The sequence below is a fragment of the Hyphobacterium vulgare genome (assembly GCF_042643335.1).
In the GTDB taxonomy this organism is placed as follows: Bacteria; Pseudomonadota; Alphaproteobacteria; order Caulobacterales; family Maricaulaceae; genus Hyphobacterium; species Hyphobacterium vulgare.
On sequence record NZ_JBHRSV010000015.1, the window covers coordinates 1 to 24,997 of the forward strand.

23 protein-coding genes are annotated in these 24,997 nt (G+C 64.0%); 8 read left to right on the top strand and 15 right to left on the bottom strand.

Features of this window, described 5'->3' with window-relative positions; all coding sequences use genetic code 11:
• Positions 1-408 (top strand): hypothetical protein (locus ACFOOR_RS07920; RefSeq protein ID WP_380214231.1); only part of this gene is annotated, 408 nt, incomplete at its 5' end.
• Positions 409-775: 367 nt separating this feature from the next.
• Here ACFOOR_RS07920 and ACFOOR_RS07925 read toward each other — a convergent pair.
• Positions 776-1,942 (bottom strand): hypothetical protein, encoded by a 1,167-nt coding sequence (locus ACFOOR_RS07925; RefSeq protein ID WP_343165618.1) that lies wholly within the window; start codon positions 1,940-1,942, stop codon positions 776-778.
• A 132-nt stretch (positions 1,943-2,074) separates the two neighbouring features.
• On the opposite strand from ACFOOR_RS07925, the gene ACFOOR_RS07930 reads away from it, so the two are divergent.
• On the top strand, positions 2,075-3,838 hold the full coding sequence (locus tag ACFOOR_RS07930; RefSeq protein WP_343165617.1) for a pyridoxal phosphate-dependent decarboxylase family protein: 1,764 nt from the start codon (positions 2,075-2,077) through the stop codon (positions 3,836-3,838).
• A 60-nt stretch (positions 3,839-3,898) separates the two neighbouring features.
• On the opposite strand, the gene ACFOOR_RS07935 is transcribed toward ACFOOR_RS07930, so the two are convergent.
• The 9 genes from ACFOOR_RS07935 to ACFOOR_RS07975 all read right to left on the bottom strand — a co-directional run bounded on the left by ACFOOR_RS07935 (position 3,899) and on the right by ACFOOR_RS07975 (position 11,649).
• Positions 3,899-6,034, bottom strand: coding sequence for a TonB-dependent receptor (locus tag ACFOOR_RS07935; protein ID WP_343165616.1), 2,136 nt, complete (start codon positions 6,032-6,034; stop codon positions 3,899-3,901).
• 72 nt (positions 6,035-6,106) lie between these two features.
• The gene (locus tag ACFOOR_RS07940) at positions 6,107-6,550 is read right to left on the bottom strand and encodes a pseudoazurin (protein WP_343165615.1); all 444 of its coding nucleotides are present in this window, start codon (positions 6,548-6,550) and stop codon (positions 6,107-6,109) included.
• A gap of 96 nt (positions 6,551-6,646) precedes the next feature.
• Positions 6,647-7,693 carry a copper-containing nitrite reductase gene (nirK, locus tag ACFOOR_RS07945; protein ID WP_343165614.1) on the bottom strand — a complete coding sequence of 349 codons (1,047 nt, stop codon included), beginning with the start codon at positions 7,691-7,693 and terminating at the stop codon, positions 6,647-6,649.
• 99 nt (positions 7,694-7,792) lie between these two features.
• Positions 7,793-8,359, bottom strand: a complete 567-nt coding sequence (locus ACFOOR_RS07950) for a Crp/Fnr family transcriptional regulator (protein ID WP_343165613.1) — start codon at positions 8,357-8,359, stop codon at positions 7,793-7,795.
• Positions 8,360-8,451: 92 nt separating this feature from the next.
• A complete protein-coding gene (locus ACFOOR_RS07955) occupies positions 8,452-8,829 on the bottom strand; it encodes a hypothetical protein (RefSeq protein WP_343165612.1) in 378 nt (125 codons plus the stop codon).
• 45 nt (positions 8,830-8,874) lie between these two features.
• Positions 8,875-9,462: a response regulator transcription factor gene (locus ACFOOR_RS07960; RefSeq protein ID WP_343165611.1), complete on the bottom strand. Its 588-nt coding sequence runs from the start codon at positions 9,460-9,462 to the stop codon at positions 8,875-8,877.
• A 3-nt stretch (positions 9,463-9,465) separates the two neighbouring features.
• Complete coding sequence (locus ACFOOR_RS07965) at positions 9,466-10,572, bottom strand: two-component system sensor histidine kinase NtrB (protein WP_343165610.1); 1,107 nt, start codon at positions 10,570-10,572, stop codon at positions 9,466-9,468.
• Positions 10,573-10,652: 80 nt separating this feature from the next.
• Positions 10,653-10,874, bottom strand: a complete 222-nt coding sequence (locus tag ACFOOR_RS07970; RefSeq protein WP_343165609.1) for a DUF1858 domain-containing protein — start codon at positions 10,872-10,874, stop codon at positions 10,653-10,655.
• A gap of 76 nt (positions 10,875-10,950) precedes the next feature.
• Positions 10,951-11,649, bottom strand: coding sequence for a Crp/Fnr family transcriptional regulator (locus ACFOOR_RS07975; RefSeq protein WP_343165608.1), 699 nt, complete (start codon positions 11,647-11,649; stop codon positions 10,951-10,953).
• 100 nt (positions 11,650-11,749) lie between these two features.
• Between ACFOOR_RS07975 and hemN the strand changes: the two genes are divergently transcribed.
• The 6 genes from hemN to ACFOOR_RS08005 all read left to right on the top strand — a co-directional run bounded on the left by hemN (position 11,750) and on the right by ACFOOR_RS08005 (position 20,034).
• A complete protein-coding gene (gene hemN / locus ACFOOR_RS07980) occupies positions 11,750-13,087 on the top strand; it encodes an oxygen-independent coproporphyrinogen III oxidase (protein WP_343165607.1) in 1,338 nt (445 codons plus the stop codon).
• 167 nt (positions 13,088-13,254) lie between these two features.
• Complete coding sequence (locus tag ACFOOR_RS07985) at positions 13,255-15,537, top strand: nitric-oxide reductase large subunit (protein ID WP_380214238.1); 2,283 nt, start codon at positions 13,255-13,257, stop codon at positions 15,535-15,537.
• Between the two features lie 106 nt (positions 15,538-15,643).
• Positions 15,644-16,006, top strand: a complete 363-nt coding sequence (locus tag ACFOOR_RS07990) for a YbaN family protein (RefSeq protein ID WP_343165605.1) — start codon at positions 15,644-15,646, stop codon at positions 16,004-16,006.
• 94 nt (positions 16,007-16,100) lie between these two features.
• Positions 16,101-18,386, top strand: coding sequence for an adenosylcobalamin-dependent ribonucleoside-diphosphate reductase (locus ACFOOR_RS07995; RefSeq protein WP_343165604.1), 2,286 nt, complete (start codon positions 16,101-16,103; stop codon positions 18,384-18,386).
• Between the two features lie 132 nt (positions 18,387-18,518).
• Positions 18,519-19,751, top strand: coding sequence for an NnrS family protein (locus ACFOOR_RS08000; protein ID WP_343165603.1), 1,233 nt, complete (start codon positions 18,519-18,521; stop codon positions 19,749-19,751).
• A 28-nt stretch (positions 19,752-19,779) separates the two neighbouring features.
• Entirely contained in the window at positions 19,780-20,034 is a 255-nt protein-coding gene (locus ACFOOR_RS08005) for a hypothetical protein (RefSeq protein WP_343165602.1), read from the top strand.
• A 158-nt stretch (positions 20,035-20,192) separates the two neighbouring features.
• Here ACFOOR_RS08005 and ACFOOR_RS08010 read toward each other — a convergent pair whose 3' ends face one another.
• The 5 genes from ACFOOR_RS08010 to ACFOOR_RS08030 all read right to left on the bottom strand — a co-directional run bounded on the left by ACFOOR_RS08010 (position 20,193) and on the right by ACFOOR_RS08030 (position 24,995).
• Positions 20,193-21,284 carry a hypothetical protein gene (locus ACFOOR_RS08010; RefSeq protein ID WP_343165601.1) on the bottom strand — a complete coding sequence of 364 codons (1,092 nt, stop codon included), beginning with the start codon at positions 21,282-21,284 and terminating at the stop codon, positions 20,193-20,195.
• Entirely contained in the window at positions 21,284-21,856 is a 573-nt protein-coding gene (locus tag ACFOOR_RS08015) for a hypothetical protein (protein ID WP_343165600.1), read from the bottom strand. Before ACFOOR_RS08015 ends, ACFOOR_RS08010 begins: the two co-directional genes overlap by 1 nt.
• Positions 21,857-22,095: 239 nt before the next feature.
• Positions 22,096-22,512 carry a helix-turn-helix domain-containing protein gene (locus ACFOOR_RS08020; RefSeq protein ID WP_343165599.1) on the bottom strand — a complete coding sequence of 139 codons (417 nt, stop codon included), beginning with the start codon at positions 22,510-22,512 and terminating at the stop codon, positions 22,096-22,098.
• Positions 22,490-22,933 (bottom strand): hypothetical protein, encoded by a 444-nt coding sequence (locus tag ACFOOR_RS08025; RefSeq protein WP_343165598.1) that lies wholly within the window; start codon positions 22,931-22,933, stop codon positions 22,490-22,492. The genes ACFOOR_RS08020 and ACFOOR_RS08025 overlap by 23 nt, the downstream gene beginning before the upstream one ends.
• On the bottom strand, positions 22,923-24,995 hold the full coding sequence (locus ACFOOR_RS08030) for a hypothetical protein (protein ID WP_343165597.1): 2,073 nt from the start codon (positions 24,993-24,995) through the stop codon (positions 22,923-22,925). The genes ACFOOR_RS08025 and ACFOOR_RS08030 overlap by 11 nt, the downstream gene beginning before the upstream one ends.
• Positions 24,996-24,997 lie beyond the last annotated feature (2 nt).

Consider the following 24,997-nt stretch of genomic DNA (forward strand, 5'->3'; position numbering starts at 1 on the left):
ATGACGCCTCGCCCCCAAATACACACCGAGATCCAGGGCGATCGTCTCGTCGTTCGGGTCCCTGTCAGTTTTCGAAAATCCGGTGGCCGCAGGCAGATCATTGCGCCGCCACAAGGCAGCGCATTGCCGGCATCACACCAGCCCGACCAGACTCTCCTCAAGGCGATCGCTCGCGGACACCGCTGGCGTGATCTTCTTGAGAATGGCGACTGCTCGACCGTGAAGGCCCTGGCGCGCAAGGAACGGATCGCACCGTCCTACCTCTCTCGCGTGCTGCGGCTTACCCTCCTGTCGCCTGCAATCGTCGAAGCCGTCGTTGAGGGACGCCCTCCCGCCGGCTTGACCCTGACGAAGGCCCTCGCGCCCTTCCCACTCGATTGGGCTGCCCAGATGGACTGGTTTGCCTAACCCAAGCCTCCAGTTTTCGAGCCGGGTTTTCTCAGAAAGCCGTAGTGCCCTGAAATCGAACCAATCAGGCTGAATTCACCAGCGCTACGAATTATCGAGCGAAAACAGATCGCTATCCCGATCACCACAGACCGCGACACTATATTCTCCGAGTCCTCAGGTTTTGAGAATTTCGGCGAATTTCGCCTCTAAGCCCGAGCTTGTCGGGGTGATGTGAGTCCTTAGCCTGACCCGCGAAAGCCCGCGTGGCTTGGGGCCCGGCCTAGCGGTCGGTGATCTGTGAGACAGTTTAGGGGCGTCTAATGGCGGTGGATCGGAAACGGAAGTCGAACTTGTCCCTAGCGTCATGGCTTCGCTGAGCAAGCGTTTAGAACGCATAGCCCAGCGTTAGCCAGATGCGAGTGCGGTCGGCAGGACCGGCGGGTCCACCTTCGAAGAATGCTGCCGTTGCTTCGAGACTAAGCCCGCCGCCCAGCGGCATTGCGGCCGAAAAGTCGAGTTCGCGGCCGAAATTGAGATCGCCATCGTCCGAGGCGAAGTCGTGAACTGCACCGCTGACCGTGAACCCGTCGATCAAGGTGACAGGATAGCTGGCGCGCAGATAGACATCGCGCAGACCGGCAGCCGGCGTGGTCAAGAAGGCGTCGGCCCAGCCCTGGAATTTGTGCAGCGTGGCAAGCGGCGTCTGGAAGCTGGCCGAACCGTCTCCACCGAGCACTTCCATCCCGCCGGTCAGCTGGCCGGGACCAATCTGACGGCCGAGTTCCAGCCTTACGTAGTCGAGATCGAAATCTCCCGGCTGGTTGGCGTAATCGCTTTGCCGCGCATACTCCGCGCGCCACGACCAGCTGCTCTCCCCACCCGTCAGCCGCACGCCGAGCGTCTGCGACGACAGGCCCGGCGCGTTGCCGAAATTGAGCCACAGACCGTAAACGGCGATCGTACCGATACCGGTCCGTGAGCGAATCTCGGCGAGATGGGAATGACTTTCGAAATGCCCGAGCGGATGATCGGCGCCGAACACCCGGTTCACCCGGCCAATCCACGCATAGTCGAAGCCAACACGGCCCTCGCCGCCGAGTGTGAGACGAACCCCGTCATAGCTCTGGCTGTTCTGGCGGAAGCCGACCGTGCCGACGAAGCGTTGGTCGTCGATATTGATCCACTGCCGACCGAGTATGACCACTTGAGCATTCTCGCCTTGCCAGGACAGCTGCAGCCGGTTCAGCTCCGCCGCGTCTGGATCGGCGATGACCGGATAGCCCGGTCTTGCCGTGATCGTGTCGGAATAGGTGCCCGCGAGCCCGGCGATGAATTCGCCCTCGGCGAGCAGGTTCCACCCCGCGCGTTGTGGCGTCTCGAAACCCGCCCGGGCGCGCAGCGTCAGCGCATCGGCGGTATGCGCAAGCCCGTCCTGATCGGCCAATTCGTAGCGAAGGCGAAGATCGAGAATGATCGCGTCCTCCAGGGCAGGCGAGCCTGGATCGTCGGCGGCAAAAAGCGCGAGAGCGGAAACCAGAGGAAGCGCGAGCATGGGGAGTGTCCTTTTGTCCTGTTGGCATGAGCGATAACGCCGGTCAGTCAGGCGCATGTTGCGCTGGCGCAAAAGCGCTGCAGCCGGGCTGTGGCAATCGCATCGCCAGACGCAGTGAAAAGGACGAAGGCAATGATCGAAGACGGCAGTTCGGGTCCCAAGGCCTATTTCCCGGGACCCCGGTCGGAGAACGAGTCCTGGGTCCGGTCGGAATTCCAGGCCATTGTCGATGACTGGTTCGACTGGCGGCGCAACAGCTTGCCGGGCGACCCTGCGGCGATCGGCGCGGAGGAGCGGCTGACCCCGGGCTTCCTCGTCGAGCGCGAGCGGACCGCGCAGGCGCTGGCCGAGCTGATGGCTCTCCTGCGCCGGGAAACCCCGACCTATTCGCCGCGCTATGCCGGGCACATGGTGTCCGAACTCTCCCTGCCGGCCCTGTTCGGCCACTTCACGGCATTGCTGCACAACCCGAACAACACGTCGCGGGAGGTGTCGAAGATCGGCACGGTGATCGAGGCCGAGGCGATCGCCATGCTCGCGGAGATGGTGGGCTTCGATCCGGCGGTCGCGCGCGGGCATTTCACCTCGGGCGGGACGATGGCGAATTTCGAGGGCGTCTGGCGCGCCCGCTACCGGCTGGATCACTGGCTCGCCCTGGCGCTGTGGATCGCCGAGACGACGGGCGAGACGCTCGATCTCTTCGCGGCCGCCCATATGGGCTGGGCACGCTTCGCCGAACTGGTGTCACGCTACGAACCGCCCGCCGCCGAATTACGCCAGGCGAGCGCCGTGGCCGGAAATCCCGCCGACGTTTTCCGGCGGATCGGCGTGGCCTGCGGCCGGGATTATTCCGGCCCGGTGGTGCTCGTGCCGGGCAACAAGCATTTCTCCTGGCAGAAGGCGGCCAATGTCTTCGGTCTCGGCGAGGAGGCTTTCTGGAGCGCCGGGCTCGATGCGGAAGGCCGTCTTGACGTCGCCGATCTCGAACGGCGGCTTGAGGACGCCGCAACTGCCGGCCGGCCCGTCCTTGCCGTCGTCTCCGTGGCGGGCACGACCGAGACGGGCGAGATCGACCCGGTTGACCGGGTCTGCGATCTTCTCGAAAACCTGCAAGCCGGACGCGGCTGGCGCATCTGGCACCATGTCGATGCGGCCTATGGCGGCTTTCTCTGCACCATCCCGGACGGCCGCCACGAAGCCGTTCTCTCGCCGCGCGTACGCAAGGCGCTCAAGGCGGTTGGCCGCGCGGATTCAGTGACCATCGACCCGCACAAGCTCGGCTATACGCCCTATGCCTGCGGCACCTTCCTGGCGCGAGATGCCGACCGCTACACAGTCTCGGTGTTCGACGCGCCCTATCTTGAGCGGCCCCACCTGGCGCAGGATCTGTGGTCGGCGACGCTGGAGGGCTCGCGCCCGGCCTCGGGCGCAGCGGCGATGTGGCTGACCGGCCGCACGATCGGTTTCCGCCCGGACCGGTTCGGCGCCATCCTCGCCGGCACGGTGCGGGCGCGGCAGGTCTTCCAGGATGCCGTCCGCGCCGCCCTTCCCGATCTTCGTTTCCTCGAGCCTGCCGACAGCAATATCGCCTGCTTCTCGCTGGCTTCGGACGGTGAGGCCCTGTCATCCGCGAACCGCCGAACGGCGGCGCTCTACGACGCGGTGCGCGAGGACGGCGATTTCCACCTGTCGATGACGACGCTCCGCCGCCCCGGTCAGGCCGCGCAGATCGCGGCCCACGCCGCACGCTACGGTCTTGAGGACGACGACGACCGGCTGGTGCTGATGCGCGGCGTCTTCATGAACCCCTACTGGTCGAGCGCGTCCGTCAGCGAGCGCCTGGTCCCCGAATTCGTCGCGGCCCTGCGGCGCAGCATCGAAACCGTGGGAGCCTGATCCGGAGAAAAAGGGCCGCGGTTCGCACCGCGGCCCCTCAGTTCCGGATTGGCGGGCCAGTCAGAACCCCGCGCTGATCCGCGCATAGAGGCCGCGCCCCGCACCAGGGAGGCGGTCGCCCACCGCCACATCCCCGCCCGCGACACGGTTGTATCCGGCAAGATGGCGTTCGTAGTCCGTGTCGAGAATGTTTTCGATGCCCAGCGTTACGAGCACATTGTCCCGCGCATACCAGTCGAAATTGGCACCGAAGACCGCATAGCCGTCGGTCGGCTGCTCGTCATTGGTCAGCGAGACACGGGTTTGTTCGGCCACGAACTGCCCTTCCAGCGAGACGCTCCAGTCCGCCTGCTCATAGGTCAAATCGAGCAGGAGCCGCGCCGGAGCCATACGGTAGAGCGCATCGTCGATGTCGCGCCGTTCACCGCGCACCACGGAAGCCACCCCGTCGATCGTCCAGGAAGGCGACAGCCGCCATCCGAAATCGGCATCGATGCCGTAGAAGTCCGCATCGATATTGGCAAGGCGCAGCGGGGTCGGGTCACCATTCATCGCCGCGACCATCTCCACCGGGCTATCGATCACGCCAGGTGTGGCATCATAGGGCACGCCCTGGATGAAGCCGTCGACACGGCGTGCGAAGACGGTGGGGCGGAGGTAGACATCGCCCGTCCGGTAGTCGAAACCGGCTTCGATCGACCATGCGACTTCCGGATCGAGATGGAGATCCCCGACATAGACATTGCCGTCGGCGAGCCCGCCGCTGGCCTCGGTCGGCAACCACGCGAACCGTTCGACATAGCCCGGGACGCGGGTCTTCCGCGCCAGCGTCAGCCGCCAGGTGAGTTCGTCACCGGTCTCGCGCCAGAAACGCGCAACACCATCAACCGTCGACTCGTCGATGTCGCGGTCAGCGGCGTTGAAGGCATTGGCCAGCATGCGCGGTCCGGCGGGAAGCGCGGCACCGAGCACGGCCTGACCAGCCTCGTCGGAGTGACGGTCGGCGCGCAGGCCAAGCTCGCTGTCGATCCCGGCAATGACGCCCGTCCATTCGGCAAAGGCGCCGATCCTCTGGACCGTAACGTCTGGGAGGCTGGTGACCGAGAAGGCGGCATTGTTCGGATTGGTAATCAGCACGTCGTGCGCGCTGCGCTCGGCGTCGCCGCCCAAGCTCAGCGTGCCGCCGAAGGCGGGCAGGTCCGCTGCAGCTTCGAAGGCAAACCCGTCCGCCTCGGCCTGCGTGTAGCGGTGACGCATCAGGTCCGCGTTCGGGCGCTGACTGAAATTGTCCATTCCGTGGGAGACGGTGTTCCAGCCGGCACGGAGATCGAGCGTGATGTCGTTGAACGTACCGGCATAAGTCGCCTCCGCAACATCGTGTTCGACATAGTCGATATCCATCGCGAAGGGTGCGTTGCCAGTCTCGCCAACCTCGACCCGCCGCAGCGACAGACCGAAGGCGTGATTGCCTGAAGCGAGACCACCGCCCAGACCGTAGAGCGTGCGCTCGTGATGCGAGTTCGGGATCTGCCCGCCGGAAAAGGCGAGATCGCCACCTTGTTCGCGCGAGAAAAACAGTTCGAACCGGCGGCTCTCGGTCGCGCCGCCGGCAATGCCGCCGACTGCGTAGGAGCCATCTACGCTGCGCACCGCGGCGAAGCCTTCGGCCGTCGTGGACCAGTTATGCGATCCGGTGAAATCGATGCGGCGCAGCACGACATTCGTGCCGCCGCCGAGGCCTGGACCTTCGCTGACCGGGGCCACGCCGCGATCAACCTCGATGCGGGAAATCAGCGGCAGCGGTGCGCCCTGAAGCGGCGGATCCATCAGATTGGGGCCGCCGGAAAGGGTACGGGCGCCGTCGATCGTGACCGGGGCACGCGGACCGAAGAGGCCGCGATACTGCACCTGTCCGGAGATCGACCCGTTGTCGATCAGGGCGGCGCCGGGAAGACGAGCAACGAGACCGGCAGCGTCCACACCCGTCAGCGGGGCGGTTTCCGGCGTGATCGAGTCCTCGATCGCGATTTCGGTCGCCAGCCGGTAGCCAGTGACGACGATGATGTCGGTGATGGCTTCCGCGGGCGCGGCTTCCGGGCGGCGCTGAACGTGGTCGGTGGCTACGGCGGGAGCCGAGGTCGCGGCGAGGGCAAGCAGGGATGCTGCCCCCAGCAGCATTGCGCGTGAGGTGATCATGGGTCTTGTCCGCATTTTTAAAAGAAGGGATGCGGCGGCACGCGGGAGGGAGAAACGCGCCGCCGCGGCCGGTTATTCCTGCACCTGGGAGAGCAGTTCCGGCATTCTCTGGTTCGCCCGGGCGGGGTGGCGCACGGCGCGCGCCGCCTCGAGATTGGCCGTGTCGTCGCCGACCTGGATCACAGCGACCATGCCCAGCCCGTAGTGCGGCAGGCATTTGATCCCGTAGATCCCTTCCTGATCGAAGGTCACAGTCACCTCCCGGTTCATCGCACCGCGGAAGGTTTCCGCGCCTTCCGGCATCATGCTCGGAATGCTCTCGGCATTGTGGCTCGGGTTGGTCGGCAGGAAGGTTACGGTGTCGCCGGGTTCGACCTGCAGGAAGGCCGGCTCAAAGACCATCATCTGGCCGTCGGCCCCGCGATTGAGCATGTGGACCTGATGGTCCTCGGCGAAGCCCGCGGCCGGCACGGTGATCGCAATGGCGGCGGCGGTGAGAAGGGTCTGGAGTTTCATTGTTCTTGTCCGTTTGTCTGCTTGCTGAGTTTGCTTATTGGGGGAGGTGAGCGGTGCGGCCACCCGGAGGCTGACCCGCACCGCCAGGGGAGTTGGTCAGTGCCCGCTGCCTTCCACCTCGCCGTCCGGCGCGTGGTAGACATCCGGGTTCGGATCACCCTCGACATGGAGGACGCCGGCGAGACCGCGTTCGGCGCGCGACAGGGCGTGGTCGACGAGGATGTAATTACCCGGAACCTCGAGTTCGAAGTCGACGGCCACGGCGCCGCCGGGGGCGACCGTCACCGTCTGAACGTCGTAGATATTCTCCGAGGTCAGCGAACCGTACGGGTAGACGGTGTCGAATATCTCGCCGATCACGTGGAAGGACGAGGTCTTGTTGGGGCCGCCGACGCCGAAGAAGATACGGACGGTCTCGCCGACCTCGGCCTGCATCGGCCGGTCGCGGAGCGCGAAAGCGGAGCCGTTGAACACATAGTATTGCGGCTGTTCGTCGAGCAGCGCGGTCAGGCTCTCGGTCGCATGACCGGGCGTGCCAAAGGCTTCCTCGGTGTAGATCTCGCCCTGCATCACGTAGAATTCGCGATCGACTTCCGGCAGGCCGTCTTCCGGCTCGACCACGATCAGCCCGTACATGCCGTTGGCGATGTGCTGGGCCACCATCGGAGTGGCGCAGTGATATACATAGACGCCGGGATTGAGTGCCGTGAAGGTGAAGCTGCGCGTCTCGCCCGGGCCGGCCAGGGTCGCGGCAGCGCCGCCGCCGGGACCGGTCACGGCGTGGAAGTCGACATTGTGCATCATCATGCTGTCGGGCGCGTTGGTCAGGCGAACCTCGACCGTGTCGCCGACACGGACGCGCAGCATCGGACCGGGTACCTGGCCGTTGAAGGTCCAGTATGTGAAGGTCGTGCCGTCGGCGAGCTGGCCGACGAGTTCGACCGTCTCAAGCTCAACCACATGGTGCTGCGGTGCCGTCGCAGTGACCGGCGGGGGAAGGTCCGTCGGGTTCCGGACGATATCGGCCACCTCGGCGGCCTCCTGAGCCAGGGCCGCGGGCTGGAAGGCCATCGCGGCGGCACCGGCGACCACGGCGGTCGCGATACCGGCCAAGAGTTCGATGCGGAGTTTGCGGATATTCATGGTGCTCTCCTTGGATGAGCGGTTGTGATGACCCGTGACTAGACCCGGGCCGGACCGATCGAATTGCGCTGGCTCAAAAGCGCTGCGCTTTTTGCGGGATCAGGCGGCGAGACACCCGGCGATGCGGTAGGTCCGCCGCCCCGTGGCCACCAGCCGGCGTTCGCGCAGCCAGCGCGAAAACAGGCGCGACACGGTCTCGATGGTGAGGCCGGTATAGTCGGCGATTTCCTGCCGGCTCATCGGCAGTTCGATATCGCCCAGCGGGGTGGTCAGGCGGTCGGACAGGAGAAACAGGAACTCCGCCAGCCGCTCGGCCGCCGATTTCTGCCCGAGGAGGGCGACGTGCCGGCGTTCCCGGTCGAGCCGGTCGCGCATCTGGTCGAACACGAACTCGGTCCAGGCGCGGTTCTGCGTGAGTTCGGAGACCGGAATGGAGATGACCTCGATATCGGTCAGCGCCTCGGCGTGATGATCCAGTTCACCCTCGATCTGGAAATGCACCAGTTCGCCGGCGGTGACGATATCCAGCACCTGACGCCGGCCGTCCTCGAAGATCTGGAACACCATGACGACGCCCGAGACGAGCTTGACGAGATCCCGTGCGGGATCGCCGGCATGGTAGAGCGGCGTGCGGGCCTTGAGGCGGCGGGGGGTCTGAAGCGTCATGTCCGGGCTCCCGGGATGGTGTGTCCTTGGAGCTCACAAATGCCGCTTTATCCCGGTGCGCGAAATTCGGGTGAACGCGTACGGGAAAATCCCTATGCGCTCTCGGCAGCCGGTTTTGCAGGACCGGCAATCGCCGCGTCCAACTCCTCGACCCGGATCGGCTTCGCCAGAATGACGATGCCTGTCGCCCCGGCACTCAGTGCCGCGGCGAACCCGGTCTCAAGGCTGGTCACGATGATGGTTCTTGGCATCAGCGCCAGACGCCCGAGCCAGCCAAGAAAACCGCGAACATCATCGGGACGATCAAGATCAGCGATCAGGACATCGTCGGCAAGCGGCAGGAAATCGATCGCTGCGGACCAGTCCGTGTCATGGCGCAGCAGCGTGAATCCGCGCGCGGCGGCGAACGCCTCGAAGGCGTCGGCGACCGTGCCGGTCGTCTCGATCAGGTGCAACACGCGGCGTTTCATACCGGCCAAAATAGTCCGGCCGGCCGATCCGTGCATTGCGTTCGATCAAACCCGGCCGGGCCCGTCCGCGATCAATCTGACGAGGCCTGCGACATTGCGCACACCAAGCTTTCCGAACACCCGCGCACGGTGGATCTCGACAGTGCGCGGGCTGATGTCGAACTCGCGCGCGATTTCCTTGTTGGTCAGACCCCGGTTCAATGCTCGGGCGATTTCCGTTTCGCGCTCGGTCAGGGTGATGAAGGCCTCCTGCGAACTCACGTCGCTGTCCTGGGACAGGGCGCGCTCCAAGGCCGTTTCGATCACATCGGGCGTGAAGGGTTTCTCGACGAAGTCATAAGCGCCAAGCCGGACCGCCTCGACCGCTGTCGCGATATCGCCGTGGGCGCTGACCATGATGATCGGGAACGGGACGCGTCCAATCCGCCGGAGCACGTCGAGACCAGTCAGTACCGGCATTTTCAGGTCGAGAAAGGCCGCATCCGGCGTGAATTCGTCGAGTGATTCGATGAAGGCCAGACCGTGCGCGTGAGTGCGAATAGTCCGTCCCGGCGCTTCGAGCACGGCGGCGAGTGCATCCCTGACGGCGTCGTCGTCATCCGTTACGGCAATATGCAGCGTCTTTTGGGACATCCGTCAGCTCATCGGCAGTGCGAGACGGAAGCGTGCGCCGGACAGCGCCCCCGGTTCTGGTTCATCGAGCAGTTCCAGCGAGCCGCCATGCGACTCAGCGATCGTGCGGCAGATCGAAAGGCCGATCCCGAGACCGTCCTTCTTGCTCGTCACAAAGGGGGAGAACAGCCGCGGCCGGACCTGCGGGTCGATCCCCGGTCCATTATCCTCGACGTCGATCTCCGTCATGTCCTCTCTCAAACGCGTGCGCACGCGCACGGTTCGGTTTCCCTGTCCTGCAGTCGCATCCATGGCGTTGCGGATGAGGTTCACCAGAACCTGGCGGATCTGGGTCGCATCGGCATGGATCGTGATCCGCGATTGCGCCCGCGAAATGTCGATCGCGGTCCGCCCATCGACATCGGCGACGCTGCACAATTCCGCAGCGCCGGTGATGAGGTCGGCCAAGTCGATGTCGCGGCGCTCGTCATCGCCGCGTTCGACCATCTGGCGGATCCGCCGGACGATGTCGCCCGCCCGCTGCGATTCCTGCTGCGCGCGCGCGAAGAGAGAACGCGCCTTGGCCGGGTCGGATTCAAGCGCCTTGTCCGAGGCCGCAAGGAAGAGCGCGATCGCGGTCAGCGGCTGGTTCAGTTCGTGCGCGAGGGCCGTGCCCATTTCGGCGACGGCGCTGACCCGGCCCATGTGGGAGAGCTGCGCCTGTAATTCGCGCAGGCGGCGTTCGGCGGCCACGCGTTCGGTCAGGTCACGGACGATACCGACAAAGCGCCGGTCGCCGCCGGTCTCGAATTCGCCGACGCTGAGATCCATCGGGAATTCGGACCCGTCCTTGCGGAGGCCTTCGACCTCGCGACCGATCCCGATGATGCGTGCGTCGCCTGTCTCGATATAGCGTTCAAGAAAGCCGTCATGCCGGTGCGCATAGCGCGGCGGCATCAGCATCGAGACATTGCGGCCGATCACCTCGCCCGGCGCCCATCCGAAAATCCGTTCGCAGGCCGGGTTGTAGAGATCGACAATACCGCGCCGGTCGATGCTCATAATGCCATCGACGGCCGTCCCGATCAGGGCCTGAAGCTGGCCCTCGGCATGTGTTCCGCTGAATGGCATTCCGGCTGCACCTGCGCTTCGGCAATCTCCGCGCGCGCAGTTTTAACTTGTGTTGCCAGACGCGGTCCACTCCGCTTTCTTCAGACGCGGTCCTCCCATCTCTCGTTCGCCATGACCCTGGCAAGATCTGTGGCCAGCCCATCTTCCGGGATTCCATACTCCGCAGCGACTTCCCGCACCGTCATGAAGGGGGCCATCACGCAGCCCGGACAGGCCATGTGGTGTTTCACGAAAACCGGTACGGTTTCCGGCCAGCCCTGCATCAGGTCGGACACATTCATGAATTTCAGATCGTCAAGCATGCCTGTCTCCCATTTCGAGTGACGGCATGGCTAGCGCAACTTTTCCGGGCGCGACTTGATCTTGCGCAAATTCCGTTCACGCCTGTTCGGAAATTTCCACCAGACGGTGCGGGCGCAGGATGACGAGATGGCTCGATCGCCGCCCTTCCAGCAGACCTTCCTCGATCCAGGCCGAAAGCGTGCGGCTGACCGTGTGCAGCGTCGTGCCGGTCATCTCCGCGAGATCCTGGCGGGAGAGCGCGAAGGGGATTTCCACGCCCTCGGCGGTTCTGCGGCCCGACTGCCCGGCGATGCGCAATATGGTCGCGGCGATACGGCGTTCGACCTGCTGCGTCGCGATCTCCTGCAACCGGGCCTGCAATTCCTCGATCCGACCGCCCATCATCCCCATCGCCCGCATGGCGAGCGGCGGGTTTTCCTGCATCAGGACCATCATCCGGGCCGCGCTCCAGCTGAGAAGGGCGGTCTCCTCCACCGCGACGGGCGTGGCCGGATAGGGCATGCCCCGAAAGACAGCCACAGAGCCCAACAGATCGCCCGGCCCCATGAAGCGCAGGACGATATTCTTCCCATCAGGCGTTGCCTGATCGAGCCGCAATCGCCCCCACACCACGACATAATGGTGCGTGGCTTCGTCGCCCTGCTGGAAAAGCACATCCTGCTTCGCGAGCTTGCGCTCCTGCGCTTCCTGCGCCGAAAGCTCGATCAATCGAGGATCCAGCTCGCGGAAGAAGGGCGAGCGCGAGAGTACCGAGGTGCGTGATTGCGTGTCCAAACGTTCCTCCTTTCGAAGGCGGTGCTGATAGCTGCATTCCGGTCTGCAAAGTTTGCGTCAACGCAAATTTGATCCCGGTCCGGTCGGCTATCCGAAGAGGATGAGAACCGACACGATCCTGAAATTCGCGACCGAGCGGGTGCCGCGGTATACCAGCTACCCGACAGCGCCGCATTTCTCTTCGACAATTGATGCGCCGACCTATGGCCGCTGGCTCGCCGAACTCGACCCGGGCGAACCCGTTTCACTCTATCTCCACGTGCCGTTCTGCCGCTCGATGTGCTGGTATTGCGGCTGCCACACGAGGGCGACCCGTCAGAATGATCCGGTCGAGCGCTACGCCGATACCCTTCTGAGGGAGATCGACATTGTGGCGGCCACCGCCGGATGCCGACTTAAAGTCTCGCACATCCATTGGGGTGGCGGCAGTCCGACCTACCTGCCGGCCGACCGGTTTGCGACGTTGATGGACCGCATCCGTCAGCGCTTCGATGTGCTAAGCGATGCGGAAATTGCCGTCGAGGTGGATCCGCGGATATTCGACCACGCGATGCAGGACGCCTTCATCGCGGCGGGAGTTACTCGCGCCAGTCTCGGGATTCAGACGTTCGATGATGCGGTTCAGCGAGCCGTAAACCGGATTCAGCCGCCGGAAGTGGTAGAGGAATGCGTGGACATGCTGCGCGATGCCGGCGTGAGCGGGCTCAACTTCGACCTGATCTACGGCCTTCCTCTGCAATCGGTAGAGAACTGTATTTCGACGGCCCGGACTGCGCTTCAGTTCAACCCCGATCGCTTCTCGGTGTTCGGCTATGCGCATGTGCCGCACATGAAGCCGCACCAGAAGATGATCGCCGAGGCCGACCTGCCCGGCGCCGCCGCCCGTCTTGCCCAGGCCGACGCCATCGCAGACGTGCTGACAGCCCATGATCACGTTGCCGTAGGCATGGATCATTTTGCCCGCTCCGGAGACGCGTTGGCAAAAGCTCAGCGTGACGGCACGCTGCGCAGGAATTTTCAGGGCTACACCACGGACACCGCATCCGCGATCATCGGCCTGGGCGCTTCTGCGATCGGTCGGCTTCCGCAAGGCTATGTGCAGCATACTTCGAGCACGCATGAATGGGAGCGCCGTGTGGGTGAAGGCGAACTGCCAACCGCTCGCGGCTACCGCCTCACTGCCGAGGATCGGCTGCGCAGCGACATCATCGAGGAATTGATGTGCACAATGTCGGTCGATCCCGAACGGCACGCAGTCCGGCACGGGCGCGAATTGCCTCAACCTGATCTGGAGGCATTCGAAGCCGCCGGGATTGTGGTCCGCGACGGAAATCGGATTGCCGTTCTGCCTGAGTATCGCGCGCTTGTCCGGAGTGTCGCGGCAGCGTTCGACGGCTATCTGGCGAATTCGACCGCCCGCCACAGCGTGGCTATCTAGATAACGCTGAGGCGCTACGGCCGGGAGTGCGGACTCCCGGTCAAACCTCATCCCTCCGACCCGATTTGATTTGGCGCAAATCGCCCTTCCAGGCGGCGGTGTACAGCCCTGACATGAGACGGGTCACCCGGCCCGTCTTCTTGCATTCCAATGGAGGGAGACACCCCATGCAGGACCGCTCAATGCGCAAACTTTGGGCAATCCTGGCGCTGATCCTCATCGTTTCGTTCAGCTGGCTCGGGCTGATCGGACGTGAAATCCACCGTCAGGCACCGCCCATGCCGTCAGCCGTCGCTACGGCGGAAGGCGACGTCCTCTACACGCGCGAGGACATCGAGACCGGCCGCCAGGTCTATCAGTCGATGGGCGGCCAGCAGGTCGGTTCGATCTGGGGTCACGGCGGATATCTGGCGCCCGACTGGTCGGCCGACTGGCTGCACCGCGAGTCGATGGCCATGCTCGACGCCCGCGCCGAAGAACTTTACGGCGTCTCCTACGACGAACTAGACGACGGACGTCAGGCCGACATGCGCGTGCGTCTCCAGGAAGAACTGAACGCCAACACGTATGACGCCGAAACCGGTCAGATCATCATCTCCGGGGAACGCGTCGCGGCCGCGCGGCAGGTGGCCCGGCATTATGTCGATCTCTTTGGGGATGCGCATGAGCTCGAGGCGCTGCGCGAGGACTACGCCATCGCCAATGGTGCCATTCCGGACCTCGAACGCCGGCAAAAGCTGACCGCATTCTTCTTCTGGGCCTCCTGGGCGACGGTCACGCACCGGCCCGAAGGTGGCGTCACCTACACCAACAACTGGCCACACGAACCGCTGGTCGGGAACGCCCCGTCGGCGGGTAATATCATGTGGTCGATCGCCAGCATCATTCTTCTGATCGCCGGCATCGGTGCCCTCACCTGGTGGCACTCCGGACGCAAGGAAGAAGCCGCTCCGGTCCCGCCGGCCAGCGATCCGCTGACCGCGGTTGCCCCGACCGCCTCGATGAAGGCCGCCCGGAAGTATTTCTGGACCGTCATCGCCCTCTTCCTCGCGCAGATCCTGCTCGGCGCGGTGACCGCGCACTATGCCGTCGAGGGCCACGACTTCTACGGCATCCCGCTGTCCGACATCATCCCCTACGCCGTGACCCGAACCTGGCACACCCAGCTCGCCATCTTCTGGATCGCGACCGCCTGGCTCGCCACGGGTCTCTATCTCGCTCCGATCCTTGGCGGGAAGGAGCCGAAATTCCAGGCGCTCGGAGTCAACGTACTCTACGGCGCGCTTCTGGTCGTCGTCGTGGGCTCAATGGCGGGCGAATGGCTCGGCGTTCAGCAGGTCTTCGATCTCGACATGAATTTCTGGTTCGGCCACCAGGGCTGGGAATATGTCGATCTCGGCCGCTTCTGGCAGCTCCTGTTGTTTGCCGGCCTGATGATCTGGCTGGCCCTTGTCGGCCGCGCCCTGTGGCCGGCGCTGCGGGCGCCAGGCGAGGGACGGCCGCTGACCGTCATCCTCTTCCTGTCGACCATCGCCATCGGCCTGTTCTACGGCGCGGGCCTGACCTGGGGTCAGCACACCCATCTGTCGATGATCGAATACTGGCGCTGGTGGGTGGTCCACCTGTGGGTCGAAGGCTTCTTCGAGGTCTTCGCGACGGCGGCCATCGCCCTCCTCCTCGTCAAGCTGGGTCTCGTGCGTGCCCGTACTGCCAATCACGGCGTGCTGTTCGCCACGGTGATCTTCCTGACGGGCGGCGTGCTCGGCACGCTGCACCACCTCTACTTCGCCGGCGCGACCACCTCGGTCATCGCCGTCGGCGCGGTCTTCTCCGCACTGGAAGTGGTGCCGCTCGCCCTGATCGGTCACGAGGCCTATGAGAACTACCGCATGACGAAGGCGGCGAAGTGGGTACAGACCTACAAATGGCCGATCTTCTTCTTCGTCGCGGTGGCCTTCTGGAACCTCGTCGGTGCCGGCCTTCTGGGCTTCCTCATCAACCCGCCGATCTCGCTCTACTTCGTGCAGGGCCTCAACCTGACCGCCACGCACGGCCACGCCGCCCTGTTCGGGGTCTACGGCCTGCTCGGCATCGGACTGATGCTGTTCTGCTTCCGCGGCCTGTTCCCGAAATTCGCCTGGTCCGACCGGATGATCGGGACGAGCTTCTGGCTGCTCAATGGCGGACTGGCGATGATGGTGTTCATGAGCCTCTTCCCGGTCGGCGTGCTCCAGGCACATGCCAGCATCACGGAAGGGCTCTGGTACGCCCGCTCCGCGGAATTCCTGCAACAGCCGATTATCCACTTCCTCGTCTGGATGCGGGTGCCGGGAGACATCGTCTTCTCGATCGGTGCGGGGGTTCTGGCCCTGTTCGCAGGACAACTGGCCTGGGCGGGCTTCCGCCAGGGCCGCGCGAAACCGACGGCGCATCCCGCGCCGGCGGAATAGAGAACCGGGACCGGCCCTCCCCCCTTGTCCGCGGGCCGGTCACGGACACGTCACCCCCGGAGCGCCAACCCCGCTCCGGGGGTGATGCCCTTCAGGAGGTCATTCAATGACGGCCTTGAGGCTCACTTTCGGATTGGCAGGCGCAGTGCTGCTGCCGATCGGTATGGCGGGCGTTGTCCTCCCCCTCCTACCCGGAACGCCGCTCCTCATCCTGTCCGCCTTCTGCTTCGCCCGTTCATTTCCCGGGCTCGAGCGCAAGCTAGTCGACCATGCGCAAATCGGCCCGCCGATCCGGGCCTGGCGCCAACGCGGTGCCATTCCGCGGCCCGCCAAGGCTCTGGCCTGTGTCGCCCTGTCCGTCTCGATCCTTGCGATCGCGGTAACGCCGTCGCCCCAGCCGCTGAAAGCCGCGCTGACGGCCGGCCTGATGCTGGTCATGGCCTGGCTCCTCACCCGTCCGGAGCGCTGACGCGCCGGACGCGCACAATTTGCGCTGGTGCAAATCGCGGGCCCGTCCGCCGCTGCAGTCTTGGCCGTCTGATTCCCTCAGCCGGAGACCCGCGATGACCGAACTGCAGCAAATCTCGACCGATATCTGGGACATGAAATACCGCTTCCAGTGTCCCGACACGGGGGAGGCGGACCAGACGATCGAGGACACCTGGGACCGTGTGGCGAAAGCACTCGCGCGCTGCGAGGGGCGTGACGCCGCCCGCTGGCAGCGCGCCTTCCGCACCATCCTCGACGATTTCCGCTTCCTGCCCGCCGGCCGCATCCTGTCGGGCGCCGGGACCGGGCGAACCGTGACGCTGTTCAACTGCTTCGTGATGGGCACCATCCCCGACGATCTCGGCGGCATCTTCGACATGCTGAAGGAAGCCGCGCTGACCATGCAGCAAGGTGGCGGGATCGGCTACGACTTCTCCACCCTGCGCCCCAAGGGCAGCCTCGTCGCCGGTGTCGGCGCCGATGCCAGCGGCCCTTTGAGCTTCATGGACGTGTGGGACGCGATGTGCCGCACCATCATGAGCGCCGGCTCGCGGCGCGGTGCGATGATGGGCGTGATGCGCGACCATCATCCCGACATCCTCGCCTTCATCGACGCCAAGCGTGACGCGGCGCGTCTGCGAAACTTCAATCTCTCCGTCCTCGTCAGCGACGCCCTGATCGAGGCGGTCGACAAGGACGCCGACTGGCCGCTGCATTTCGGCGGCCGCGTCCACACGACGCTCAAGGCGCGCGAGTTGTGGGACGCCATCATGCGGGCGACCTACGACTTCGCCGAGCCGGGCGTGATCTTCATTGACCGGATCAACACCGCCAACAATCTTTCCTGGCTGGAGGAGATCGCGGCGACCAATCCGTGCGGCGAACAGCCGCTGCCGCCCTACGGGGCCTGCCTCCTCGGCTCGGTCAATCTCAGTCGCTTTGTGGTCGATCCGTTCCTCCCGGACGCGCGTCTCGACCTCGACGCGATCCGGACCTGCGTGGCGACCGCCGTGCGGCTGATGGACAATGTGATCGACACCAGCAATTTCCCGCTCGATCAGCAGCGCGAGGAAGCGATTTCCAAGCGGCGGCTGGGCCTCGGCATCACCGGTCTCGGCGATGCGCTGGCCATGTGCGGCATCCGCTACGGCTCGCCCCGCGCCGTCGAAGCGGTCGACACGTGGTTGGGCCGGATCGCCAACGAGGCTTACCGCGCCAGTGCGCTACTCGCCGCGGAAAAGGGGGCCTTCCCCCTTTACGACGCCGGCGAATATCTCAAGGCTCCGATGGTGCAGGCGCTCGACGAGGACGTGCGGGCCCTGATCGCCGAACACGGCATCCGGAACAGCCACCTCACCTCGATCGCGCCGACCGGGACGATCTCGCTCTTCGCGAACAACACCAGCGGCGGCGTCGAGCCCGTCTTCGGACACACCTTCAACCGGAAGGTCAGGCAGAAGGACGGCAGCCAGGTCGAGGAGGAAATCCAGGACTATGCCTACCGCACCTTCCGCGCGCAGTTCGGGCCGGTGGCGGCGCTGCCGGACTGTTTCGTAGAGGCCGACCAACTGACGCCGCGCGAACATGTCGTCATGCAGGCTGCCGCGCAGAAATGGGTCGACAGTTCGATTAGCAAGACGATCAACCTTCCGGCCGACATCCCCTTCGACGATTTCAAGGACGTCTATCGCCTCGCCTACGACCTTGGCTGCAAGGGCTGTACGACCTACCGGCCAAACGCCACGACCGGCTCGGTCCTGTCGAAGCCGAGCGAGACGCAGGCCGAAGCGCCGTCCCCGGCCGAAGCGTCGGCCCGCCTCGGCGACCGCCCGGTCGAACTGCCCGGGCAGACCTACAAGCTGCGCTGGCCGCACAGCGAACACGCCATCTATGTCACGATCAACGATCTGATCGAGGACAGCGGGGACAGGTCAGGCGGGCGCACACGCCGCCCGTTCGAGATCTTCATCAACTCGAAGAATATGGACCACTACGCCTGGACGCTGGCGCTGACCCGGATGATCTCGGCGGTCTTCCGGCGCGGAGGAGATGTCCGCTTCGTGGCCGAGGAGTTGGGTGCGGTGTTCGACCCGCAGGGCGGGGCCTTCGTGGGCGGACGCTATGCCCCGAGCCTTCTTGCCGTGATCGGCGGCGTCATCGAGCGGCACCTTGATGCGATTGATGGCAAGCCGGGTCCGGCCGCACCCAGCGGTGATCCTGAACCCGGTCCTGCAGCGGCAGATCATTCTCCCGCCACGCTGCCGGCCGCAACACTCTGTCCGAAATGCCATCAGCCCTCGGTGATCCAGCTGGAAGGCTGTCTCACCTGCACGGGGTGCGGCTATTCGAAATGCAGCTGAGCCTCAAGCGGGGGTCTGAACAGTGCGTTTGCGCTCAGACAAATCGATGGCCGCCGCCGCGTGCTTCAAGGAATGCGCATTCCGTGCCCGGCACGGGACGCGCCGCCACCTTAGAGGATGTGGAGCTGCGCCATGCTGAAACGCCCTGATACGTCCGCGCTGCGCCGGGCGATGCCGCAAGACCCGGTCGAGGCCCGGCGGAGCTATACCGGTCCGGCCCTGTTCAGTTTCGGCTTCAGGCCCTTCTTTCTCGGCGGCGCGATCTGGGGCGCGCTGGTCGTGCCGGTCTGGATCGCCGCCTGGGTACTAGGCTGGAGCAAGATCGGCGGCGTCCCGGCGCTCGCCTGGCATGTCCACGAAATGCTGTTCGGCTTCCTTGGCGCCATCGTCGCCGGCTTCCTATTGACCGCCGTACCCAACTGGACCGGCCGCCTGCCAGTGATGGGGGGGCCGCTGCTGGCGCTCGCCGCACTGTGGCTCGCCGGCCGCCTCGCCATGCTGGTCGGAGGTCCGGTCCTCCTCGTGGCGGTCATGGACGCCAGCTTCCTTCTCGTCCTCGCCGCCCTCCTGTGGCGGGAGGTGATTACCGGAGGCAATTTCCGGAACTTCCCCGTCTGCGGCCTCGCCAGCCTTTTCGCCCTCGCCAATCTCGGATTTCACGCCGCGATCGCCTTCGGGTTCGACTGGCGGCCGGCGCAGGGGGTTGCCATCGCCGTGATCGCGATGCTGATTGGCCTAATCGGCGGACGCATCGTGCCGAGCTTCACGCGCAACTGGATGGCCCAGACTGGGCGCACGCCCCTGCCCGCGCCTGCGGGCCGGCTCGACATGTTCGCCCTAGGCGCACTTGCGGCCTCGCTCGTCGCCTGGATCCTTTGGCCGTGGAGTGCGGTGACGGGCCTTCTCCTCGCCGCCGCCGGCATTCTTCACGCCGTGCGTCTCGCGCGCTGGAAGGGCTGGCGGACCGGTGCGGAAGGCCTCGTCCTCATTCTCCATGCCGGCTATGTGTGGCTGCCGCTGGCGCTGCTCCTGATGGCGGGCGGCATTCTTCTGCCCGGGCTCGTGCCGGCCAGCGCCGCGCTGCATGCGCTGACCGCAGGCGCAATGGGCACGATGACGCTCGCCGTGATGACGAGGGCCAGCCTTGGCCATACCGGCCGGGCCCGTACCGCCGACCGCACCACCACGGCGATCTATGCCCTCGTGTTGACTGCCGCAGTTGTCCGCGTGCTCGTCCCGATCGTCTTACCGCTCGCGATCGTTCCAGTCCTGGCCGTCTCCGCCGTGCTGTGGAGCGCCGCCTTCGGCCTCTTCGCGCTGCGCTACGGACCGATGCTGGCGAAGCCGCGGGTGACACACGATTGAGCGTGCCGGTCTCCGAAGGGAGGCACACATGAAGGAAGGACTGAACCGGCCCCCAGGCTATGCGGGTTTGATGGAGATGATGACCCAGGCGATGGCGATCGACCTCAACCGGCACGTCGCCACCGGGACACTTGCGCAGAGCACGATCGACCGGCAATCGCCGCGAACACCGCCGCCAGCCCCCAGCCGCGGGCGTGTCAGCGCCTCCTGTCCGATGCCGACGCAGCACTTCCGCCGGATTTCTGCGTCAACCGCCAGATATTTGCGGGACTCGTTATCGTAAATCAGAAGAGCCAGTGAGAGGGGTAGTGCGAGTGTCGATCCCTCGGATCGCGTATTGAAAACTATGCGCTATTGACCTCGGTTCGGCCGCGACCACTCAGGGTCTCAAGTTCTCGAAATAGACAAAGGACAAACGGGGCGCAGGTCCTGGCCAAGCCGCTAATGCCCCGTTTCCTCTGACAATGTCGCTCTTTGAATTTGGAGCCTCTCGAAAGCCTCGTATCGATCTTCCATCTCAGGCGGATCGCGTTCGTCGTTGGCAATCTGCCTCAACCACGGGCCGACCCGGAAGGGATCGGCCGCGGAATAGCGACATCCATCAAGTAGCGCCTGAGCTTCCGGAGTCCCCTGTTCGATGTACCAATGACCACCTGAAAGCTCCGCCCATAGCGTCAAATTAAGTCCGAGATGCATTCCATGAGGTATCGCCGAACCATCTTGAAACTCGCCGGCTTCGATCACGTCCAACAATCTTGCTAGTACGTCATCAGTATAAGGGGCCGAATATTCCTGCCCCGGGTTGTTTGCAGATTGGATCGTTAGCCCTGGCGCATTAAACTGGGTGACATACCCCAGTGAGAGTAAGCTCGCGCATGACCCATACAGCGCGGCCGCAATTTCCTCATAGATATATGCGGCGCTGGGATTGTGCTCGGCACGTGGATCATGGCGCCCCCGTCCTAACATCTCGATGCTTAAATGATACCGCTCATGAACGGGGTCAGATATTTCCTGTGAAACTAGGACAGAACTTACGCGGTCGGCTCGCACAACGAGTGAAAGCACCAGAGGATCGACGTCGGTCCGAGTGAATTGCCATTCGCGATTAGTCGGTGAAGCCGCGCTCGTTATAAAAATTTCGAAATGATGACCCGGTTGAATAAGAATTTGGGATTCAATCGCAATCAGATGATCCGCTTGTGCGAGTGCTTCAGCGTAGTTTTGCGCAACGCGGTCGGGCAGATCAGAAAATATTTGGACACGCGTATCCCCAATCTCGGCAGTTCCATTGAGTGTAGCGGGGAGCTCTGAGTTTTCCTCATCGCCAAAACGTAATGTCGCGGTGGAATAACGATATTCTGACCGCGTTCTTTCAACAGTGACGGCGTGAAACCGCGACCCTTCGACGCCAGGGCGCTCCCAGATTGGTATGTCCTGATCAAATGCAATCGCTGGAGCCGACACGACCGCGAGACACAAGGCGGCAGCACGGGTGAAACCGTGCTGCCTTGACCCAATCGTTCTACGCATCAAAGGCACGCGTCAGGATCACCCCACTGTGGACTTCCGCCACCACAGGGCTCCATCCAAACGTTCGTGGCCGTGCCGATTACCTGTGAACCGTAGTTAACTTCGACGGTTACAGTATTCACTCCCGGATGTGTGGTCACCGGGATCGAGGCCGCCGTTACGGTTACGTTGTATGCTGTCACGGTTTGGCTGGCGAGCCATGTTTCGATCGCGCCTGGATTTGACGCAGTCGCGATATTGCCAGACCGGGTCCACGGGAACGATGAAGCTGCGAGCGTATTGCCCGAGCTGTCCGTGAGAAGAACGGTCATATTACCGCTCGTCGGCAACCCAACATCAGTTCCAGTAAAGTCGAGGGTGAAGTTTGCAGGCGTGGTAGCCGCTGCAAGCGCATAGCCCGACATTCCGATTCCCAAAGGTATCGTCACGGTCGTGCCGCAAAATTCAATGCCGCTCGATCCACCCTCACATGGAAAACCAACTGCGGGGCTGTTCCGATTGTTCCCGTTATCGTCGGTGCATCCAGCGAGCGCCGCGGCACCGAGACTCAACAAAGCCAGTGGTACTTTCATGCCCATCTCCTGAGGTTCTGACAGATGGAATAAATGCACGCATTGCGCGAAATTTCAATCAATGCGAGAATTTTTGATCTCTTCGACCTTTACGCTAATCTGACGAGGCGGAAGCTCACTTTGATTGCACAGTCGATTCGTCGACATCGAGCCGTCCGCGCTTGATTGGATGGTCCAAGTTGGTCACGCAAAGACACGTTTCGCGCCGCGACACTCCAACACGGTTTCCACCAATTCAGCTACGAGTCCGATTGGTTCGTCACGGTCTCGATCATCTGAACGATCGAGCGACGTACCTTGGGATCAGCACGTTCCAGCGCAGTCAGCACACGCTGTGCGGTGTCGGGATCGAGACCCTTCAAAGGCTGAAAGATCGGCTCTCCAGGCTCGAATGCGGCCGGATTATCGTAGAAAAATCCGAGCGGTTTCCCGAGTGCCTCAGCGAGTTCAACGAGGCGACCCGCAGCAATGCGATTGCGCCCGAGCTCGTATTTCTGGATCTGCTGGAAGGTGAGGCCGAGCTTGTCTGCAAGCGCGGTTTGGGTGAGACCCGCAAGCTTTCGGGCAATGCGGATACGTTCGCCCAACTCGACATCAAAATCGGTGATAGCCCGCGGATTATGTTTCGCGGATTTATCCGACCCCGTCGCCGCCATTCCCGACCTCCGGGTCACACAGGGCGATTTTGCCGGTGACCTTGTTCTTCAAAACAATCTGATATCGATGCGTATAAAGACAAGCGCAACGGTCTGTCAGTAGCACGCTTCGAGGTCCCGTGTCTCCAAAGCGCACGGTGAAGTCACCGTCGCTCGGGAAGATGGCAAGGCCCTGCCAGGTCTGTCCGCCAAGCTCAAACTCCATGAACTCCCAATCGGGATCGGCCGAGGCGAAGATGAAATCGGTCTCGACCGTCGTCCGGAAATTCCCGGCCGCCTCGCCGATATAGGCCTTGTGACCGGCAACGAGGACCCCGTTTTCGAGAAAAGCGGATGGATAGACCTGCACCACGACCTGCCGGACATCCCGGCCGGTATATCCAAGGCTCTGAAAAAGGGCACTGGTCGCATTATCCGTCATCGCGTTCCTCTCCTTCACTGAGTTCCGCCACGCCGGCAGGGTCGTTTTCGTTCCAGAATTCTTCAAAGAAGGGACGGCGAAACCCACCCGCCTCGGCGGCCAGGCGCAACCCTTCCGCGGCGCCATCCTCGCCAAGCCGGGCCCGCAACATCGCTTCGACCGCAACCGCGCGGCGGTCCCGGACCTCGGCGCCTTGCGCAACATGATCAAGCCCGGCGCGCCAGGCCCGTTCGGCCTCGCTGCGCCGTCCGAGTGCGGCGAGCGCATCGCCCTCTAGAAGACGTGCCTCACCCGCATAATGGCAGCGATACTCCCGTCCTTGAGCGATCTGACGTTCCATCGCGGCGAGAGCACGAAGCGCGAGACCGAGTGCGTCTTCGGGGGATTGCCGCGCAAGAGCGACCCGGGCAGAGACGAGATCGAAGGAGGCGTGATCAAAATCCCGGTCGTCCTCGGCCGTGCCGGCTTCGCCTTCGAGCCGATAGCGCTGCGCGGCCGAGATGCGGAGCTGGGCCTGGGTGACGCTACCTTCGGCGAGTTCGATCTCCGCGAGGTCGCGCATGGTCGCCATGTAGTGACGCCGGGTCGGGGCGTTATCGGGCGCGAATTCGAGTACCTCGCCAAGCGCCGTTTCGGCGGCATCGAGATGGGTTCGCGCCTCATCGATCTCGCCGAGATCTAGAAGAACGGACGCAAGCGCCCGATGCGCTACGCCGACGAGCTGCAGCGCGCCATAGCTCGATGGATTGGCGGCGCGTTCCTCGAGATAGAGCGCGAGGGCGCGCTCTCGCGTCTCCCGCGTGCGCTGAAGTTCGCCAAGGCTCCGCGCCGCATCGGCGCGCCAGGCATAGGCGTTGGCAAGATCCCGTCGCGACGCGGCTCCTGCCGCGAGGAGATCGTCTTCCCGCAGCGTAATCACCTCGCCAAAGAGCGTGTCCGCGTCGTTGAACTCACCGCGGGCCAGCGCCACGGCCCCGGCATTGGTGAGGGAATAGCCCCGTTCAGCCCGGTAGACGGGGTTGGTCGGGTCGATCGCATAAAGCTGCTCGGCAAGGTCGCGATAGGTGGCAAAGGCTTCTGCCGCGGGCGGGAGGTTGAGCTGGAGGAAAGCCGCATTTCCGACCCAGAAGACTGATTGGGCGTGATCATAGATGCGATCCGGATCGTCTGGCTGCCGCTCCAGAAGTGCTGCGGTATGTGCCGCCGCCGCCTCGAACGCCGTCTCCGCGCCAGCGACATCGCCATGACGTAAACGCGCATCTCCCACCGCATGGAGGAGGCGTGCTTCGAGCGACAATTCATCATCGCTGGCGTTTACATCGCTGATTGCAGCGAAGTCGGCCAGTAGTCCTTCGCCCAACGCCCGGAACACCGCACGGCGTTCTTCGGCGGGGAGTGTCTCCTCCAACGTGGTGAGCCAGCGCACGGCCTCGAACTCGGCCTCCTGGCGCGCCACGAGAAGTTCGCTTCGTTCAGACCTCAGATCGAACGCAAACACGCCAAGCCCGATCGAGAGGACGGCGAACCCGGCCGCCGCCGCCCAGCCGGCCCACCCCCAGCCAATCCTGCCAGCAGACGCTTGGCCTCGCTCTTGGAGCGCTGATACTTCGCCGTGGCCATCGGTCAGAAGACCTGGGCGCTCGCTGATCAGCTGCGAAACGACCGTGTCGGCGTCCTTGCCATTCATCTCAAGGACGGCATCCGGCTTGGCCGGCTCGATTGGGGCGAGACGGTCATCCGCGCCGCGCTCAAACCTCAAACTGCCTGGATAGATCGCGCGCTCTGCGATCACTGAGCCCGCGCGGACCAGGATGAGGTTTTCGCGGCCGCGGGACTTTATGAAGGCGCCCAGACGCACGGAGAGTGGGAGGTTGTCGCCCACACCAGGGGAAAGGAGGAGACAAAGATGTTCAGGCAGGTCCGTGTTTGAGACCTCACCGGACGCGATCTCGACATCGGTGAGGATGCCGCGTCGGTCAAAGGCCGCGAAGAGGCGGTGGGCAGCCTGGCGTGCACTGGGGTCTGCGAGAATAAGGAGGGTCGGGCGTTCAAGCTTTGTCATGG

Excerpts from the sequence above, each read along its gene's own strand:
- ACFOOR_RS07925 (WP_343165618.1), bottom strand. The coding sequence starts at position 1,942 with ATGCTCGCGCTTCCTCTGGTTTCCGCTCTCGCGCTTTTTGCCGCCGAC.
- ACFOOR_RS07930 (WP_343165617.1), top strand. The coding sequence starts at position 2,075 with ATGATCGAAGACGGCAGTTCGGGTCCCAAGGCCTATTTCCCGGGACCC.
- ACFOOR_RS07935 (WP_343165616.1), bottom strand. The coding sequence starts at position 6,034 with ATGATCACCTCACGCGCAATGCTGCTGGGGGCAGCATCCCTGCTTGCC.
- ACFOOR_RS07940 (WP_343165615.1), bottom strand. The coding sequence starts at position 6,550 with ATGAAACTCCAGACCCTTCTCACCGCCGCCGCCATTGCGATCACCGTG.
- nirK (WP_343165614.1), bottom strand. The coding sequence starts at position 7,693 with ATGAATATCCGCAAACTCCGCATCGAACTCTTGGCCGGTATCGCGACC.
- ACFOOR_RS07950 (WP_343165613.1), bottom strand. The coding sequence starts at position 8,359 with ATGACGCTTCAGACCCCCCGCCGCCTCAAGGCCCGCACGCCGCTCTAC.
- ACFOOR_RS07955 (WP_343165612.1), bottom strand. The coding sequence starts at position 8,829 with ATGAAACGCCGCGTGTTGCACCTGATCGAGACGACCGGCACGGTCGCC.
- ACFOOR_RS07960 (WP_343165611.1), bottom strand. The coding sequence starts at position 9,462 with ATGTCCCAAAAGACGCTGCATATTGCCGTAACGGATGACGACGACGCC.
- ACFOOR_RS07965 (WP_343165610.1), bottom strand. The coding sequence starts at position 10,572 with ATGCCATTCAGCGGAACACATGCCGAGGGCCAGCTTCAGGCCCTGATC.
- ACFOOR_RS07970 (WP_343165609.1), bottom strand. The coding sequence starts at position 10,874 with ATGCTTGACGATCTGAAATTCATGAATGTGTCCGACCTGATGCAGGGC.
- hemN (WP_343165607.1), top strand. The coding sequence starts at position 11,750 with ATGAGAACCGACACGATCCTGAAATTCGCGACCGAGCGGGTGCCGCGG.
- ACFOOR_RS07985 (WP_380214238.1), top strand. The coding sequence starts at position 13,255 with ATGCAGGACCGCTCAATGCGCAAACTTTGGGCAATCCTGGCGCTGATC.
- ACFOOR_RS07990 (WP_343165605.1), top strand. The coding sequence starts at position 15,644 with ATGACGGCCTTGAGGCTCACTTTCGGATTGGCAGGCGCAGTGCTGCTG.
- ACFOOR_RS07995 (WP_343165604.1), top strand. The coding sequence starts at position 16,101 with ATGACCGAACTGCAGCAAATCTCGACCGATATCTGGGACATGAAATAC.
- ACFOOR_RS08000 (WP_343165603.1), top strand. The coding sequence starts at position 18,519 with ATGCTGAAACGCCCTGATACGTCCGCGCTGCGCCGGGCGATGCCGCAA.
- ACFOOR_RS08005 (WP_343165602.1), top strand. The coding sequence starts at position 19,780 with ATGAAGGAAGGACTGAACCGGCCCCCAGGCTATGCGGGTTTGATGGAG.
- ACFOOR_RS08010 (WP_343165601.1), bottom strand. The coding sequence starts at position 21,284 with ATGCGTAGAACGATTGGGTCAAGGCAGCACGGTTTCACCCGTGCTGCC.
- ACFOOR_RS08015 (WP_343165600.1), bottom strand. The coding sequence starts at position 21,856 with ATGAAAGTACCACTGGCTTTGTTGAGTCTCGGTGCCGCGGCGCTCGCT.
- ACFOOR_RS08020 (WP_343165599.1), bottom strand. The coding sequence starts at position 22,512 with ATGGCGGCGACGGGGTCGGATAAATCCGCGAAACATAATCCGCGGGCT.
- ACFOOR_RS08025 (WP_343165598.1), bottom strand. The coding sequence starts at position 22,933 with ATGACGGATAATGCGACCAGTGCCCTTTTTCAGAGCCTTGGATATACC.
- ACFOOR_RS08030 (WP_343165597.1), bottom strand. The coding sequence starts at position 24,995 with ATGACAAAGCTTGAACGCCCGACCCTCCTTATTCTCGCAGACCCCAGT.